This is a genomic window from Marinobacter koreensis (genome assembly GCF_023156285.1).
Classification (GTDB): Bacteria; Pseudomonadota; Gammaproteobacteria; order Pseudomonadales; family Oleiphilaceae; genus Marinobacter; species Marinobacter koreensis.
This window is the reverse complement of the sequence record NZ_JAKZAJ010000003.1, coordinates 64,308-80,648: the sequence shown is the minus strand read 5'-3', so window position 1 is coordinate 80,648 and position 16,341 is coordinate 64,308. Positions and strand designations below refer to the sequence as shown.

At 57.6% G+C, this 16,341-nt stretch carries 12 protein-coding genes; 6 read left to right on the top strand and 6 right to left on the bottom strand.

Going from position 1 to position 16,341, the window contains the following annotated elements; genetic code table 11:
- Positions 1–45 precede the first annotated feature (45 nt).
- The 3 genes from csrA to alaS all read right to left on the bottom strand — a co-directional run bounded on the left by csrA (position 46) and on the right by alaS (position 4,412).
- Positions 46–243 (bottom strand): carbon storage regulator CsrA, encoded by a 198-nt coding sequence (gene csrA / locus MLD04_RS08625; protein WP_092002912.1) that lies wholly within the window; start codon positions 241–243, stop codon positions 46–48.
- A 195-nt stretch (positions 244–438) separates the two neighbouring features.
- Entirely contained in the window at positions 439–1,677 is a 1,239-nt protein-coding gene (locus tag MLD04_RS08620) for an aspartate kinase (RefSeq protein WP_248157056.1), read from the bottom strand.
- Between the two features lie 104 nt (positions 1,678–1,781).
- Complete coding sequence (gene alaS, locus MLD04_RS08615; protein ID WP_248157054.1) at positions 1,782–4,412, bottom strand: alanine--tRNA ligase; 2,631 nt, start codon at positions 4,410–4,412, stop codon at positions 1,782–1,784.
- A gap of 141 nt (positions 4,413–4,553) precedes the next feature.
- Between alaS and MLD04_RS08610 the strand changes: the two genes are divergently transcribed.
- Positions 4,554–5,093, top strand: a complete 540-nt coding sequence (locus MLD04_RS08610; protein ID WP_248157052.1) for an RDD family protein — start codon at positions 4,554–4,556, stop codon at positions 5,091–5,093.
- 3 nt (positions 5,094–5,096) lie between these two features.
- Here MLD04_RS08610 and lptG read toward each other — a convergent pair whose 3' ends face one another.
- Positions 5,097–6,158 carry an LPS export ABC transporter permease LptG gene (gene lptG / locus MLD04_RS08605; protein WP_248157050.1) on the bottom strand — a complete coding sequence of 354 codons (1,062 nt, stop codon included), beginning with the start codon at positions 6,156–6,158 and terminating at the stop codon, positions 5,097–5,099.
- On the bottom strand, positions 6,145–7,254 hold the full coding sequence (gene lptF, locus MLD04_RS08600) for an LPS export ABC transporter permease LptF (RefSeq protein ID WP_248157048.1): 1,110 nt from the start codon (positions 7,252–7,254) through the stop codon (positions 6,145–6,147). Before lptF ends, lptG begins: the two co-directional genes overlap by 14 nt.
- 230 nt (positions 7,255–7,484) lie before the next feature.
- Here lptF and MLD04_RS08595 point away from each other — a divergent pair, with 230 nt between their 5' ends.
- The 5 genes from MLD04_RS08595 (at position 7,485) to MLD04_RS08575 (ending at position 14,159) form a co-directional block, all read left to right on the top strand.
- Entirely contained in the window at positions 7,485–8,978 is a 1,494-nt protein-coding gene (locus tag MLD04_RS08595; RefSeq protein ID WP_248157046.1) for a leucyl aminopeptidase, read from the top strand.
- Positions 8,978–9,490 (top strand): DNA polymerase III subunit chi, encoded by a 513-nt coding sequence (locus tag MLD04_RS08590; protein ID WP_248157044.1) that lies wholly within the window; start codon positions 8,978–8,980, stop codon positions 9,488–9,490. The genes MLD04_RS08595 and MLD04_RS08590 overlap by 1 nt, the downstream gene beginning before the upstream one ends.
- A gap of 340 nt (positions 9,491–9,830) precedes the next feature.
- Positions 9,831–12,683: a valine--tRNA ligase gene (locus tag MLD04_RS08585; RefSeq protein ID WP_248157042.1), complete on the top strand. Its 2,853-nt coding sequence runs from the start codon at positions 9,831–9,833 to the stop codon at positions 12,681–12,683.
- A 5-nt stretch (positions 12,684–12,688) separates the two neighbouring features.
- Positions 12,689–13,588 (top strand): ketopantoate reductase family protein, encoded by a 900-nt coding sequence (locus MLD04_RS08580; RefSeq protein ID WP_248157040.1) that lies wholly within the window; start codon positions 12,689–12,691, stop codon positions 13,586–13,588.
- A 13-nt stretch (positions 13,589–13,601) separates the two neighbouring features.
- The gene (locus tag MLD04_RS08575; RefSeq protein ID WP_248157038.1) at positions 13,602–14,159 is read left to right on the top strand and encodes a cob(I)yrinic acid a,c-diamide adenosyltransferase; all 558 of its coding nucleotides are present in this window, start codon (positions 13,602–13,604) and stop codon (positions 14,157–14,159) included.
- Positions 14,160–14,198: 39 nt separating this feature from the next.
- Here MLD04_RS08575 and MLD04_RS08570 read toward each other — a convergent pair whose 3' ends face one another.
- On the bottom strand, positions 14,199–16,229 hold the full coding sequence (locus MLD04_RS08570; protein ID WP_248157036.1) for a methyl-accepting chemotaxis protein: 2,031 nt from the start codon (positions 16,227–16,229) through the stop codon (positions 14,199–14,201).
- Positions 16,230–16,341 lie beyond the last annotated feature (112 nt).

The following is a 16,341-nucleotide window of genomic DNA, read 5'->3' as shown; positions in this document are numbered from 1 at the left end:
AATAAAAAAAGCCGTTCGGGCTTTCCCTGAACGGCTTTTTTCTGATCAGCGGTTGCCTGGTTCCGGCTCTTCCGAGCCCTTTTCAGACTGGATCCGCTGATAGATCTCTTCCCTGTGAACTGCAACGTCCTTGGGCGCATTCACGCCGATGCGTACCTGGTTTCCCTTCACCCCAAGAACGGTGACGGTGATTTCATCACCGATCATCAAGGTTTCGCCAACGCGGCGAGTCAAAATCAACATATCCCTTACTCCCTATCAGAGCTTCTACCTGTTCCGACAAATGGTTTTTTTCATACTTCTTGTACTTATTATTTTTATAGTGAGATCACTGTCTGATCAAAAGACGCACATACCCTTATACTGATATGCATTTCGATAAACTCAGACAATGACCTCTTTTCCAGAGACCAGCGGATTGACCTGAAATCCGCTGTATCAGGCCTCTTCCTGTACCCCGTTCCTGTCGAGTTCGAATGCGCTGTGCAGCGCCCGGACCGCCAGTTCGAGATATTTCTCATCGATCACCACCGAAACCTTGATTTCAGAGGTGGAGATCATCTGGATATTAATACCTTCGTTGGAGAGGGCTTCAAACATTTTTGTCGCCACACCCGCGTGTGAACGCATGCCCACACCGACAATACTGACCTTGGCAATCTTGCTGTCGCCAATCACCTGGCCTGCGGTCAGCTCGTCCGCCACCTTCTGAAGAACTTCCTTGGCCCGCTTCAGATCATTGCGGTGTACCGTGAATGTGAACGCGGTCTTGTTATCTTCTCCCACATTCTGGACGATCATGTCCACTTCAATGTTCGCATCGCTGACCGGTTTCAGAATTCTCAGTGCACTGCCGGGAGTGTCCGGCACACCGGAAATGGTCAGTTTTGCTTCATCACGATTAAAAGCAATGCCGGAAACAACCGGTTGTTCCATGGCGTCTTCATCCTCAAAAGTAATCAGGGTACCTTCACCTTCAGTAAAGCTGGAAAGTACCCGTAATGGAACGTTGTATTTACCTGCAAACTCGACGGCGCGGATCTGGAGCACCTTGGACCCGAGGCTCGCCATCTCAAGCATTTCCTCAAAGGTGATCTGCTTGAGCCGACGGGCACTGTCCACAACACGGGGATCGGTTGTATAGACGCCGTCCACATCCGTGTAAATCTGGCATTCATCAGCGTTCAGAGCCGCCGCAAGAGCCACTGCGGTGGTGTCAGAGCCACCCCGGCCGAGCGTGGTGATGTTGCCGAGCTCGTCAATGCCCTGGAAGCCAGCCACCACAACCACCCGACCGGCTTCGAGGTCGCCCCGCATATTATGCTCATCGATATGCTGGATACGGGCCTTGGTATGGCTGCTGTCCGTCAGTATTCGGACCTGCGACCCGGTATAGGAACGGGCATCGCAACCACGTTTCTGAAGCGCCATGGACAACAGGGCAATGGTCACCTGTTCACCGGTGGAGACCAGAACATCCATCTCACGGGGGGTGGGTTCTTCCATGATCTCGTTGGCAAGACCAATCAACCGATTGGTTTCGCCACTCATCGCCGAGACCACCACCACGACATCGTGTCCTTCGTTGCGGAAACGGCACAACTTGTCCGCAACCGCTTCTATCCGCTCGGTGGTGCCCACGGAGGTACCACCAAATTTCTGAACCAACAGAGCCATGTCTTCCCAAACTCCGAAACGGGGACTCACGACAGGGATCAACCTGCCAATCAAAAGAAAGCGGGCGGGATTATAAACCCCTGCCCGCTCTCAAAAACAGTTGCTCAAGCGATATTTTGCTCAACCCAACCCGGTACAGCCTGCAACGCCTCTGCCAACCGGGACGGATCGTTGCCGCCACCCTGGGCCATATCGGGCCGGCCACCTCCTTTGCCGTCAACCTGCGATGCGAGGTGCTTCATGAGATCGCCCGCCTTGATGCGGCTGGTTGCCGACTTGGTAACACCGGCCACCAGCGTCACCTTGCCGTCTGCCACTGTTGCAAGAACCACAACACCCTCACCCAGTTTGTTCTTGAGCTGATCGGCCGTTTCCATCAGTGCCTTGCGATCGGCCCCCTCAAGCTCAGCCGCAACAACCTTGAGACCGGCAACTTCAACGGCCGACGCCGCCAGATCGGTTCCGGCGGAACTGGCCAGTTTTGCCTTCAGAGCATCCACTTCCTTTTCGAGCTGGCGATTGCGATCCATCGCCTGCTGAACTTTCTCGACCACTGTGTCGCGGGTCGCCCTGACAAGTCTGGCCGTGTCGCGAAGGGTACGCTCGGTTTCCTCGACCCAAGCCAGAGCTCCGAAACCGGTCACCGCTTCAATCCTCCGGACACCGGAGGAGATGCCGCTCTCGGAGGTAATCCGGAAAAGACCGATATCCCCTGTGCGGGCAACGTGGGTTCCACCACACAGCTCCACCGAGTAACTGTCGGTACCCATGCTCAGCACCCGGACGGTATCGCCATACTTTTCACCAAAGAGCGCCATGGCGCCCTTCTCTTTCGCATTTTCCATATCCGTGATTTCGGTCTGAACCGGCGTATTTTCGAGAATCTGCTCGTTTACCTGGTGCTCAATCTCCTTGAGTTGCTCAGGGGTCACGGCTTCAAAATGCGAAAAGTCGAAACGTAATTTGTCCGGGTCGACCAGAGATCCTTTCTGGCTGACATGCTCACCCAATACCTTGCGCAAGGCCGCATGCAGCAGATGGGTGGCGGAGTGATTGCGTTTGGTGCGCTCGCGACGGGCATGATCAATGCGAGCATCAACTTCCAGCCCCGGGAAAAGCTCGCCCTCAATAACGGTGCCGATGTGCAGATGGTTGTCACCTTCCTTCACCGTATCAGTCACCTGAAAACGACCGCCACTCCAGGTCAACAGGCCGGTATCACCGACCTGCCCACCGGATTCGGCGTAAAACGGCGTCCGCTCCAGCACGACGACGGCCTCGTCACCGGCCTCGGCGTTGCGCTCTTCAGACCCCACCAGAACCGTCCGGATTCGCTCGTGGCCATCAACATGATCGTAACCGGTAAACTCGGTTTCACCTTCGATCGTCAGCCCGGTTGCATTGTAATCGATGCCGAATTTACTGGCGGCCCGGGCACGCTCACGCTGTGCTTCCATGGCCTTTTCATAGCCCTCGTAATCCAGCGACAGGCCTCTTTCACGGGCGATGTCGTTGGTCAGATCCACCGGGAAGCCATAGGTATCGTAAAGCGTAAAGATGGTCTCGCCGGGGATCTCGGAACCCTCAAGCCCGGCGATGTCCTGCTCCAGCAGGCGAAGCCCCTTGTCCAGAGTCTTGGCAAACTGCTCTTCTTCCTGCAGCAATACCTTTTCGATCTGCTTCTGGCTGCTGACCAGTTGGGGATAGGCCTCTCCCATCAGATCCACCAGGGCGCTGGTGAGCCGGTAGAAGAACGGCTCCGTTGCGCCCAGTTTGTTTCCGTGGCGTGCGGCCCGACGGATGATCCGACGCAATACAAAGCCGCGCCCCTCATTGGAAGGCATAACACCGTCGGCAATCAGGAAAGCACAGGACCGGATATGGTCGGCCACCACGCGAAGCGACGCTTCGGTAGCAGGCACGCCGCCCAGAACATCAGACGCGGCGTTCAGCAGATCCTGGAACAGATCAATCTCATAATTACTGTGGACGCCCTGCAGGACCGCCGTAATGCGTTCCAGCCCCATACCGGTATCGACTGACGGTTTGGGCAGCTTGAGCATTTCGCCATCCGCCTGACGGTTGTACTGCATGAACACCACGTTCCAGATCTCGATGTAGCGATCACCGTCTTCATCCGGGCTACCGGGAGGACCGCCGGCTACATCCGGGCCGTGATCATAGAAGATCTCGGTACAGGGACCGCAGGGACCGGTATCTCCCATCTGCCAGAAATTATCCGACGCGTAGCGGGCGCCCTTGTTATCGCCTATGCGGACAATCCGCTTAGCCGGCACGCCTATTTCACTGTTCCAGATATCGTAGGCTTCGTCGTCTTCTGCATAGACCGTTACCCACAGCTTGTCCTTGGGCAGTTTGAGCCACTGCTCTCCCGTCAGAAACGTCCAGGCGTAGTTGATGGCTTCGCGCTTGAAGTAATCACCGAAACTGAAGTTGCCCAACATCTCGAAGAAGGTGTGATGACGGGCGGTGTAGCCGACATTCTCGAGGTCATTGTGCTTGCCGCCGGCACGCACACATTTCTGGGAGGTGGTCGCTCGTGTATAGTCGCGCTCTTCGCGCCCGAGGAAGACGTCCTTGAACTGATTCATGCCCGCATTGGTAAACAGCAATGTCGGATCGTCATGAGGCACCAGTGAACTGCTTTCAACAATGGTGTGACCCTGCTGCCTGAAATACTCGAGAAACGCCTGTCGCAACTCTGCGGTTTTCATAGACCTTTGATACCTTTCCAGAAACCGGGCGGAAATCCCCTGGGGACCGCGATTGAATACGGATACTTACATGCGTGTGCAAATCGGCTACTCTAGCACACGCCGAGTACAGGAAAAACGTGAAACCTCACAGGAGAGACCATGCCCCGACGCTTCCACGACCCGGAAGACCTTTTCCCGCCAGCAACCTTTATCAAGCGGGCCCTGGCCATCATTTACGACGGGCTTATCAGCATCGCGGTCCTGATGGTAGCGACCTGGGTATACACCATGATTGCCGGCTCTTTCACCGGATGGGACCGGTACGAGAAAATGGCGGAAGCCAACGAACTTTCCGGCGACCCGGCCCTGACCTTTATCCTGTTTCTCGTTCTCTACCTGTTTTTCGCCTACTTCTGGACCCGCATTGGCCAGACGCTTGGCATGCAGGTCTGGCGAATCCGGATCGAAAACCTCGACGGCACGTCGGTCAACTGGACCCAGTCCCTGCTGCGTTACGGCACCGCCTCTGCGGTCATTTTCATCGCGATGCTTGGAGGCTACTACCTTGGCCCAGTCACCCTGCTGTTGACTGTCCCCGCCATCATCGCCCTGTTCCTGCCGATTAATGGCCTGTCCCTGACAGACAGGGCGTCCAACAGTGTCGTCGTACAGGTTCCCAGGGAATCCAAAAGCCGTTGACGATCAGCCGGCCCGACGCATCAGAATGAGGCCGGCAATGCCGCTGATGATAATGGGGATAAGAACGGCGAGCACCGGGTTGAAACCATAGACCACGCTCATCGGCCCCAGCAGATCCTGCATATATTTGAACAGCAGCCCCACCAGCAGGCCCGTAAACACCCGGAACCCCATGGTGACCGACCGTAGCGGGCCGAAGATAAAGGAAATTGCCACCAGCACCATGACCGCGGTGCCCAGAGGCTGAAGCGCTTTCTTCCAGAACGCGAGCCAATACTGCGCTGCGTTGAGGTCCTGCTCCCCAAGATACCTCGCGTAAGTGTAGAGCCCCGATAGCGAAAGGTCCGTGGGGTCGACGATCAGCACGCTCAGAACACCGGGCGAAAGTCCGGTATCCCAGGTCTGCTCTGCATGCGTTTCAACCCGGGTCCGATCCTTCTCGATATAGGTCGTACGGATATTCTGCAGTAACCAGTGATCTCCCTGGTAGATCGCTCGTTTGGCAAAACTGGCCGACAGCAACTTGCGCTGGTCGTTGAAGCGGTAAAGAGAAACACCATGCAAGACGCCGTTAGGCTGAACCGCATTGAGGTGGATAAACTCGTTACCTTCCCGATGCCAAACCCCCCTCGAGGAAGCGATATTTTTATTCGCACCGAGCGCAACAGCTTTCTCACTTTCAGCAAACCGCTCTGTGGCCGGTGCTACATACTCTCCGATCAGCACGCCGAGAACTACAATGACCAGCGCTGGCTTCATAGCTGACCATACGATTCGCGCAAGCGACACCCCTGCGGCCCGAATAACCGTCAACTCAGAGGAACCTGCCATGGCACCGAGCCCCACCAGGCATCCCATGAAGGCGCCCAACGGCAGATAATCGTATATTCGTCGGGGAATGGTAAATAACATGTACCAGAGAACCTCAAGGATCCCATAGTTGTTCCTGATGTGATCAAGCTCCCCAATGAACCCAAAAATAAGGTCAAGAGAAAGCACCACGACCATAACAAGGACCATTGCCCCACCGACATTACGCATGACGTAGCGGTCAATCCTGCGCATCGCGCGCCCCCCGTCGCAGCAAGCTCCGCCGACGGAGCCAAGCCGGCCCAAACTGGAGCCAGAACCACAGCCCCAGAAACAGAGCATGAACCCACAGCATTCCGAGCCAGCCCGGCACTTTGCCATCGGCCAACATATCCCGAGCAACAATCAACAGACCAAGATAAGTAATGTATACAAGCATCGCGGGCAGGAGATGGAAAAATCGTCCCTGGCGGGGATTGACCCGACTGAGCCTCACCGCCAGCAAGGTGACAATCGGCACAATCAAGGGCAATGACAGACGCCAGTGAAGAAGTGAGCGATGCCAAGGGTCGTCTGAGTTCCAAAGCTCGGCCGTGCTGATTGCAGATTTGTAATTGAGATCCCGTCCTGCCCCACTCTGGAGTTTGAGGCCATAGGCCCCGAATTCGGTCACCTTGTAATCCAGCGCTCCCGGGGCGCCGTCGAAACGGGCACCATCTTTCAGAATGAGGAAACGACTTCCAGTATCCTTGTCGATCAACTGCGAACCGCTATCCGCCGTGATGATGCTCAGCCCCTCGCCGTTCCGACCGTACTCGGCGATAAAGACGCCCTCCAGGCGACGCTTGTCATCGCTCAGGTCCTCGGTGTAGGTCACGCGCCCTCCGGACATGAGATTCTGGAAACGCCCCGGTGCCAGCATCTCGAATTCCGTTGCCTTGGCCTGATCCTCGATGATGGTCTCGACCTGTTTCATGCCCCAGGGCCCCAGGTACAGGCTCATCGAACCCACGATGATCATGATCGGAAGGCTGGCCAGCAGGGATTTGGCAAGCAACTGCTTGTCGCTCACGCCGCAGGCATAGAGCACCGTCATTTCGCTTTCCAGATACATTCGGCCGTAGGCAAGCAGAATGCCGATGAACAGACCGAGCGGCAGGATCAGCTGGATCAGATCCGGGAACCGATACATCATGATCGTTGCCAGAACGTCCACGGAGATTTTGCCCTCGGCCGCGTCCGCCAGATAGCGAAGGAAGCGGCCGCTCATGAAAATCAGCACGAGGATCGCCGAAATGGCGAGCATGCTGACCATCACCTGGCGGGTCAAATAGCGAAAAATGATACTCAAATCGGTGTCTCTGGCCGCACTTTCTGAAACGAATGGAGGAATCCCGAAACTGCGCGTATTCTATGTAACCTTTGGTCCGAATGACAGAGCAACGGAGTTACAGACGCACCATGGATCCACCCGATCCGGCCTGCTTGATTAATTCCCTGCCAGACCCAATGCTAGTCTAGACATAATAATCACTCCGCTTTCCCGCGGAACGTTTCCGGAACAAACCAACAGGAGTTGTCATGAACTTCAGCCTGAGCAGCAAAGCTATTGCAACCATCAAGGCAGACTGTCTCGTTGTCGGCGTGCCTGAAAAAGGCGATTGGCCAGAGTCCACCACCCATGCCGATGAAGCGCTCGACGGACTGATCAAACGGTTGCAATCGGCTGGGGACATCACGGGCAAGAGCGGCAGCACTGGTGTATTCCCACTTGAGGGCCGCTCCTGGAGCCGCCTGATGGTGGTCGGAACCGGCAAGGACACTGACCGGTCATACGCTGCTTTTCGAAAGGCAGTCATTGCTGCAGTCACCGCGCTGAAGGATGGCCCATCCAAGAGCGCACTGATCGCATTGGCCGATACCCCGGTCAACGGCGAGGACGCGGTGAGTTCCGAGGAAGCTCTGCTGAACCTGATCGGACGCACTCTTGAAGAGCAGCTTTACACGTTCACTCAGTTCAAGAGCGACAAACCGGCATCACGGAAACTGAACAAAGTCATTGCACTGGCCTCCGGCAACGGCAAGGCACTGAAAGACGCCTTCAATCTTGGCCTGGCCACCGGCCGTGGCATGAACTTCACCCGAGACCTGGGCAACACCCCACCCAACATCTGCCACCCCATCTGGCTGGCGGAGCAGGCCAAACAGATGGCCAAGGACTACGACTGCATCAAGACCGAAGTCCTTGATGAAAAGCAGATGGAAAAAATGGGGATGAACACCATCCTGGCGGTCGGCAAAGGCAGCACCCAACCTCCCCGGCTGATTGTCATGGAATACCGCGGTGGTAAAGCCAAGGACAAGCCTTACGTGCTCGTCGGCAAAGGCATTACCTTTGATACCGGCGGCATCAGCCTGAAGCCCGGCGAAGCCATGGACGAAATGAAGTATGACATGGGCGGCTCCGCCAGCGTTTTCGGCACCATGAAAGTCATTGCGGAGACCAAACCGAAGATCAACGTGGTTGCGGTTGTCGCCGCAGCGGAAAACATGCCGGACGGCGGCGCCTCTCGCCCGGGCGACATTGTTACCACGCTCTCTGGACAGACGGTAGAAATCCTCAACACCGACGCGGAAGGCCGCCTGGTATTGTGCGATGCCCTCACCTACGTCAAGAAATTCGATCCGGAAGCGGTGATCGACATGGCCACCCTCACCGGCGCCTGCATCATCGCGCTGGGTAACCATGCGACAGGCATGCTTGCCAACAACGATGACCTGGCCAACGAACTGCTGGCCGCAGGCGAACGCACCGGTGACCGCGCCTGGCGCCTGCCGCTCTGGGATGAATACCAGAGCCAGCTCGACAGCAACTTTGCCGACATGGCCAACATCGGCGGCCGCCCTGCGGGTACGATTACCGCCGCCTGCTTCCTGTCCCGGTTTGCCAAGGACTACCGCTGGGCCCACCTGGACATCGCCGGCACCGCCTGGCTTTCCGGCAAGGCGAAGGGAGCCACCGGCCGCCCGGTACCCCTGCTTGTCGACTACCTGATGTCCCACGCCGGCAAATAATGCAGGACAGACAGCCTCAAACCACCCCGGACCCCGGCAGCAACCCTGCCGGCCCGTCCGGGCAGGAAGACCGGAACCAACGCTACTGGTTCCACATCCTCGCCAGGAACACCCCTGCGGCGCGCAACCTCCACGCCATCAAGCTGGTGGACAAAGCCTGGCAGCAGGGCGACCGCGTCTGCGTGGTCTGCGACACCATGCAACAGGCCCAGGAGCTCGACGACCTGCTCTGGAACTTCAGCCCGGACGCGTTCATCCCCCACTCCATCGTTCCGGACTCAGCCACCACCTGCACCGATCCCGTCGGTATCCTTTTATGCCCACCGGTGGCCGAAGACTGGGATACGGTGATCATCCTCTCCGCCACATTGCCGGCCGATGCCGACCGCTTCCGCCGGCTGGCGCTGGTCGCTCACAACGACCCGAACGTACTGAATCAGGCGAGATCCCACTTCAAGCAACTTCGCGCTCTCGGCATCGAACCCAGAGTCCACGACCAGCGAAAGCGGTAACGAGCGAAAACTACTCACAGGCCGAAGCGCCGGAGGAAGAGTCCCTTTCCAAAACTGTTGAGGGCCAAGGACGGCCCGAAACAAGCGCACATGGGTGAGGCCGAGCGTTCATGAAGCAAAGCTTCATGCGACAGCCGAACGACAGCAATCTGTGATTGCTGGCTGGACCCCGGAGGGGTGCTCGTAGCGTGTTTTGGAAAGGGACTCTTCCTCCGGCGCCACACCCAAAAACGCAGTCCTGATAGATCAAAACCGAGGTTCGCCGCAAACAGAGCGAGCATGTATAATCGGGCGTCTAATTTTTCCCTTGTGAATCAACCAACGGTCACTGCAGAAACCCATGGAAAAAACCTACCAGCCAGAAAATATCGAGCGCCAGTGGTACGAAAACTGGGAATCCAAAGGGTACTTCCGCCCCAGCGGTGAAGGCCAGTCCTACAGCATCGCCATTCCACCGCCCAACGTGACCGGCAGCCTGCACATGGGCCACGCTTTCCAGCACACCATCATGGACACCCTCACACGCTACAAGCGTATGCAGGGCCGTAACGCTCTCTGGACGGTCGGCACAGACCACGCCGGCATTGCCACCCAGATGGTCGTCGAGCGCAAACTGGCTGCCGAAGAGGGCAAAACCCGCCACGACCTTGGCCGGGAAGAATTCATCAAGCGCATCTGGGACTGGAAAGAACACTCCGGCGGCACCATCACCCGCCAGATGCGCCGGCTGGGCAACTCCGTCGACTGGGACAACGAACGCTTCACCATGGACGACGGCTTCTACAAGGCCGTTCAGGAAGTCTTCATCCGGCTGTACGAGGACGGACTGGTCTATCGTGGCAAGCGGCTGGTGAACTGGGATCCAAAGCTGCACACCGCTATCTCTGATCTTGAAGTCGAAAACAAAGAAGAAAAAGGGTTCTTCTGGCACCTGCGCTACCCGTTGGCAGACGGCGCAAAGACTCAGGACGGCAAGGATTATGTCATTGTCGCCACCACCCGGCCGGAAACCATGCTGGGCGACACCGCTGTCGCCGTTCATCCGGAGGACGAGCGCTACCAGCACCTGATCGGCAAGCACGTTCTTCTGCCTCTGGTGAACCGCCGCATCCCGATCATCGCGGACCACCACGCAGATCCCGAGAAGGGCTCCGGCTGCGTCAAGATCACCCCGGCCCACGACTTCAATGACTACGGTGTGGGCAAGCGCAACGATTTGCCCATGATCAACGTCATGACCCAGGACGCCAATATCCGGGACGTGGCCGAGGTCTTTAACGCCGACGGCACCGAAAACACCGATATCGATGGCACCATGCCCGAGGCCTATGCCGGCCTGACTCGTGAGGCCGCCCGCAAGCAGATCGTCGCCGACATGGAGGCTCAGGGCCTGGTCGAAAACATTGAAGACCACGTGCTGAGTGTCCCCCGCGGTGACCGCTCCGGCCTGATCATCGAACCCATGCTCACCGACCAGTGGTTCGCCGACGCCAAGACCCTGGCCAAGCCCGCAATCGAGGCGGTGGAAGACGGCCGCATCCAGTTCGTACCCAAACAGTACGAAAACATGTATTTCGCCTGGATGCGCGATATCCAGGACTGGTGTATCTCCCGTCAGCTGTGGTGGGGCCACCGGATTCCGGCCTGGTACGATGCCGACGGCAACATCTATGTTGGTCGCAGCGAAGAGGAAGTGCGCCAGAAGCATGGCCTGACAGCCGATGTAGAGCTCAGCCAGGACGAAGACGTGCTGGACACCTGGTTCAGCTCCGCCCTCTGGACCTTTGGCACCCTGGGCTGGCCGGAAATTACCGAGCGCCTGAAAAATTTCCACCCGACCGACGTGCTGGTCACCGGCTTTGACATCATTTTCTTCTGGGTTGCCCGGATGATCATGATGACCATGCACTTCATGAAGAACGAAGATGGCACCCCCCAGGTGCCCTTCCACACCGTCTACGTCACCGGCCTGATCCGGGACGAGCACGGCGACAAGATGTCCAAGTCCAAGGGTAACGTCATCGATCCGCTGGACATGATCGACGGCATCAGCCTGGACGACCTGCTGGAGAAGCGCACCGGCAACCTGATGCAGCCCAAGCTGGCTGAAAAGATCGGCAAGCGCACGCAGAAGGAATTCCCCGAAGGCATCGCCGCCCATGGCACCGACGCCCTGCGCTTTACCCTGGCGGCCATGGCCACGACAGGCCGTGATATCAACTGGGACATGAAGCGCCTTGAAGGCTACCGTAACTTCTGCAACAAGCTGTGGAACGCCGCCCGTTACGTGTTGATGAACACTGAAGGCGAGGATTGCGGCGTGAACGACGAGCCGGTCACCCTGTCGCTGGCGGATCGCTGGATTGTCAGTGAACTCCAGAAGTGTGAGCAGGACGTCATCCGCCACCTCGACCAGTATCGCTTCGATCTCGCTGCCTATGCCCTGTACGAGTTCATCTGGAACGAATACTGCGACTGGTATCTGGAACTCTCAAAGCCGGTTCTCAATGACGACAGTGCCAGCGCCGAGGCCAAACGCGGGACTCGGCGGACTCTGGTACGGGTTCTCGAGGCCGTACTTCGCCTGGCCCATCCGATGATGCCGTTCATCACTGAAGAGATCTGGCAGCGCATCGCACCGCTGGCCGGCAAGAGTGGTGACAGCATCATGTTGCAGGCCTTCCCCCAGCCTGACGAAAGCAAGCAGGATGATGCCGTTGCCGCGGATATCGAGTGGCTCAAGGGCGTCATTGTCGCGGTACGTAATATCCGTGGCGAGATGAATATTTCTCCTGCCAGGCAAATCCCGGTGTTGCTCAAAGGCAACCGGGACGAAGATCGCCGCCGGATGGACGATAACCGCCAGTTCCTGATCTCTCTCGCAAAGCTGGAGAGCCTGGAATGGTTCGACGGAGATAAGGCGCCCATGTCCGCCACGCAACTGGTGGGCGAGATGGAAGTCTTGGTTCCGATGGCAGGCCTGATCGACAAGGATGCCGAACTGAAACGCCTCGACAAGGAACTCGACCGCCTGCAAAAGGAAATCGGCCGTCTCGAAGGCAAGCTGGGCAACGAAAAGTTCACTGCCAAAGCGCCGGCGGAAGTCGTGGAGAAAGAAAAAGAAAAACTTCGCGATGCCCAAAGCAGTCTGCAGCGTTTGAGCAACCAACGGTCTGAAATCGAGGCCATGTAAGCGCCATGATCGGGATCCTGGGTGCAGGGGCGCTGGGGCGGCTGTGGGCCGCCCTGCTTCCCGCTGATCAGGTCGGCTACTTATCCCGGCCGGAGGCCAGTCTCTCCGGCCAGGATGTAGACTACATTTTCGAGTCCATCAGCGGCGAAGAACACCCGATCCATCTATCACCAATCACGCCCGAAACAATCAGCGTACTTCTGGTCACCACCAAGGCCGGCGACACTTTGACGGCTCTCCAACACAGGATGCCGGCCATCCCGCTCCGAACCCCCATCGTTTTGTTCCAGAACGGCCTGGGTAGCCAGCAATCCGTCGCCGAAGCCTGGCCCGACCGCCCGATTCTGGCAGCGTCTACCACGGAGGGCGCCAATCGCCCAACGCCGGAACGTGTGATACACGCCGGGCTGGGCAAGACCTGGCTGGGTCCGATGACACCCTCTGGACGTCAGTGCGTCGAGGATGTGCTTCGGGTGCTGAAACAGACCGGCCTCGAGCTCCACGCCGAGGAAAATATTCTGACACGGCTCTGGGACAAACTGATTGTTAACGCCGGCATCAATCCGTTTACGGCGATTCTGGACTGCCCGAACGGCGATCTCCTGGAATCAGCCTTTTTCCAGAAGCACATCGGGGCCCTATGCCGGGAAATGGCCCTTCTGGTGGCGGCGGAAACGGACCGGGATCTCTCGCCGGAAGATCTACAGGAACGGATCCGGGATGTGGTGATCAGAACTGCGCGCAATACCTCGTCGATGCGCGCCGACGTCTTGCGTGGAAAGCCGACCGAGATCGACTTTATTAATGGCTACCTGGTGGGCCTCGGCAAAAAGCTTGGCATACCCACCCCGGTGAACCAATTACTGACAGAGCAGGTAAAACAACTGTCACCACACTCAGAGTGAGAGGAGTTTCCTGATGGGCAACCGTCTTTCAAAGATTTATACCCGTACCGGCGATGATGGCTCCACGGGCCTGGCAGATGGCAATCGCATCGCCAAGAATGCTCAGCGGGTAGAAGCCATGGGAACCGCCGATGAACTGAACAGTCATATTGGCGTCCTGATCGAAACACTGCCCTCCGGCGATGAGCTGGTCGAGACTCTGCGGCGCATTCAGCACCACCTGTTCGACCTGGGGGGTGAATTCGCTATTCCGGGCAGCCAGGTCATTGGCGACGATCACATTCAATGGCTGGAGCAGACCCTGGACCATCACAATGAGAGCCTCCCTCCCCTGAAAAACTTCATACTGCCGGGCGGAACCGCAGCTGCCGCCCAGTGCCACCTGGCCCGGGCGGTGTGCAGACGTGCGGAGCGAGTGGTCGTCGCCCTGGGTCATGAAGATTCAATCAACACCGCATCAAGGCATTACCTCAACCGCCTTTCGGACCTGCTGTTTGTGATTGCACGTCAGCTGGCCCGGCAAAACGGGGGGCAGGAAATTCTCTGGGAACAAAAAAAATCCGGCCTCTAGGGCCGGATTTTTATCGCTGGACGCAGATCGTCCTGACGATCACACTTTGAACGCCTCCACGAGCCGCTGGAGTGATGCCGTCAGATCGGACATTTCCCGGGACGCTGCAAGGGTCTCGTCCGCATTCTCCGCCGTACTCTGCCCAAGCTCGCCGATCTGTTCCACCGACGCGTTGACGTTTTTCGAAACCGCAGACTGTTCTTCTGCCGCCTGGGCAATCTGATGGCTCATGTCCACGATGGTCGAAATCCCGCCGGCAATACGGTCGAGGGCCTCGGTAACCTCTTCGGATTTCGCAACGGTGGTCTCGGTGACGCTCCGACTGTTGGTCATGGCGTTTACGGCATCCTTGACCCCACTTTGCAGCCTCGAAATCATGCCCTCGATTTCTTCCGTTGATTTATGGGTTCGCTGCGACAGGGACCGAACCTCATCAGCCACGACGGCGAAACCGCGCCCCTGTTCGCCGGCGCGCGCAGCTTCGATCGCCGCATTCAGTGCCAACAGGTTGGTCTGCTCCGCAATCGCCTTGATCTCCACCAGAACCTGGCTGATGTTGTCACTGTCCCGGCTCACACGGTTGATCACCTCAACCGCATCGGCGATCTCCTGGGCAAGGTGGTTAATCGTTTCCACCGTGCCGGCAACGACCCCGCGACCGGTTTCCGTATCCCGTTCCGCCACCCCGGCACTGTCCGCCACCCGATGGGCACTCTCGGTCACTTCCCGGACCGCTTCCACCATCTGGTTCATGGCTTCGGCAATGTGTCCACTCTCTTCCATCTGGCGACTGACGGCCTTGGCGTTGGCTGAGGCCGTATCGTTAACTCGCGACGCCTGCTGATCGACCTCTGTCGTCGTTCTTGTGACGGAACGGACGAGTTCGGCAATCCTGTCGGTCATATTATTGAATTCGGACGTCAGCTCACCCAGTTCGTCCCGATTACGGATCAGAACGTGGGTGGTCATATCGCCCGCCGCCACGTTACGGGCGGCAGCCGTAAAGCGGTTGATCGCGGTCCGGACCGAGACAAAGAAACCGATGTACAGATAGACCACCACCAGAAGAATCCCGATCAATGCAATCACGATGGCGTTGCGCTGACTGGTCTCGGCCTGAAGACGTGATTGCAGATTCTCCCGGATGACACTGAAGATCGCCGCCTTGAGGGTATCAAAGTGCTCCATCTGCTGATTGATCTGCTCGTCGTAGTCCTGCCAGGGCATTTCAAGACGCATCGGCGTAATCACGTTGGTATCCAGCACGTCACGGACGGCCAGCAGACTGTTCTTCACTTTCGCGATCGCGCCATCAGACGCCGCAACCAGCCGCGGCGAGGCGTCCTGCGCAACGCTCAATGCCGGCGCAAGCAGAGAACTCCGGTTGGTCAACTGATCGTATATGCCATTGAGCGTTTCGCTCAGCGCATAACCAACCTGGCCCTCCACGAGCGCGAAGATACCGTAAGACCGGGCCCGTCCCAGCGCCTGACGCGCTTCAGGCAAAGCCTCTTCAATCAGCCCCAGCAAAAGCTGGCTTTCACGTTCCGCCTCCTGACCCAACCCGGAAATCTCGATCATTGAGGATGGCAGGGCCATGACCTTCTGGACGAACTCCTGATAGTACTTGAACTGGGGATCCATGTTCCCCTGATAGCTGTCATTGGCCCGGAGCGTTTTCCAGGCTTCGGCCACCGTCTTCACCTGGTTTTTCCAGGTCCCGGACCGGTCGAGGGAATCCGGCACCGACGACAGCTGTTTGAGCAGTGTGTCGATCCTCTGTGCCGCCGCTTCCGCTTTCGCGGTGATATCCGCTTCGTCCTTGATGATTCCGGGCGCCTTGTAGTCCCGGTACTCCATGGACGCCACCACGAGGCGATTGACGCTCTCAAGCTGGCCCAGTCCTTCGACACCCCGTGCAATGGTCTGGACCGAACGGTTGAGATCCGAGATTACCAGCCATGAAAGTCCACCGATGGGCAACAGGAAGAGAATGCTGATGAGCCCGAACTTATAGACCATCGGCAGACGGTTCATCAGCGCTATCGCGGGTTTGATCAATTTTTTCACGAATACCCTCACGGAAATGGTGAACCACACCTGGATTGTTGTTCTTTTCTATATTGTCGCCCGAAGTTCCGAAAACTTAATCACTATTTGGTGTGAAACTGTAATATTTTTA

Bases quoted from the DNA above. Each gene is read 5' to 3' on its own strand.
- MLD04_RS08580 (WP_248157040.1), top strand. From the start codon at position 12,689: ATGATCGGGATCCTGGGTGCAGGGGCGCTGGGGCGGCTGTGGGCCGCC.
- lptG (WP_248157050.1), bottom strand. From the start codon at position 6,158: ATGCGCAGGATTGACCGCTACGTCATGCGTAATGTCGGTGGGGCAATG.
- MLD04_RS08620 (WP_248157056.1), bottom strand. From the start codon at position 1,677: ATGGCTCTGTTGGTTCAGAAATTTGGTGGTACCTCCGTGGGCACCACC.
- MLD04_RS08595 (WP_248157046.1), top strand. From the start codon at position 7,485: ATGAACTTCAGCCTGAGCAGCAAAGCTATTGCAACCATCAAGGCAGAC.
- MLD04_RS08610 (WP_248157052.1), top strand. From the start codon at position 4,554: ATGCCCCGACGCTTCCACGACCCGGAAGACCTTTTCCCGCCAGCAACC.
- MLD04_RS08575 (WP_248157038.1), top strand. From the start codon at position 13,602: ATGGGCAACCGTCTTTCAAAGATTTATACCCGTACCGGCGATGATGGC.
- csrA (WP_092002912.1), bottom strand. From the start codon at position 243: ATGTTGATTTTGACTCGCCGCGTTGGCGAAACCTTGATGATCGGTGAT.
- MLD04_RS08590 (WP_248157044.1), top strand. From the start codon at position 8,978: ATGCAGGACAGACAGCCTCAAACCACCCCGGACCCCGGCAGCAACCCT.
- MLD04_RS08585 (WP_248157042.1), top strand. From the start codon at position 9,831: ATGGAAAAAACCTACCAGCCAGAAAATATCGAGCGCCAGTGGTACGAA.
- alaS (WP_248157054.1), bottom strand. From the start codon at position 4,412: ATGAAAACCGCAGAGTTGCGACAGGCGTTTCTCGAGTATTTCAGGCAG.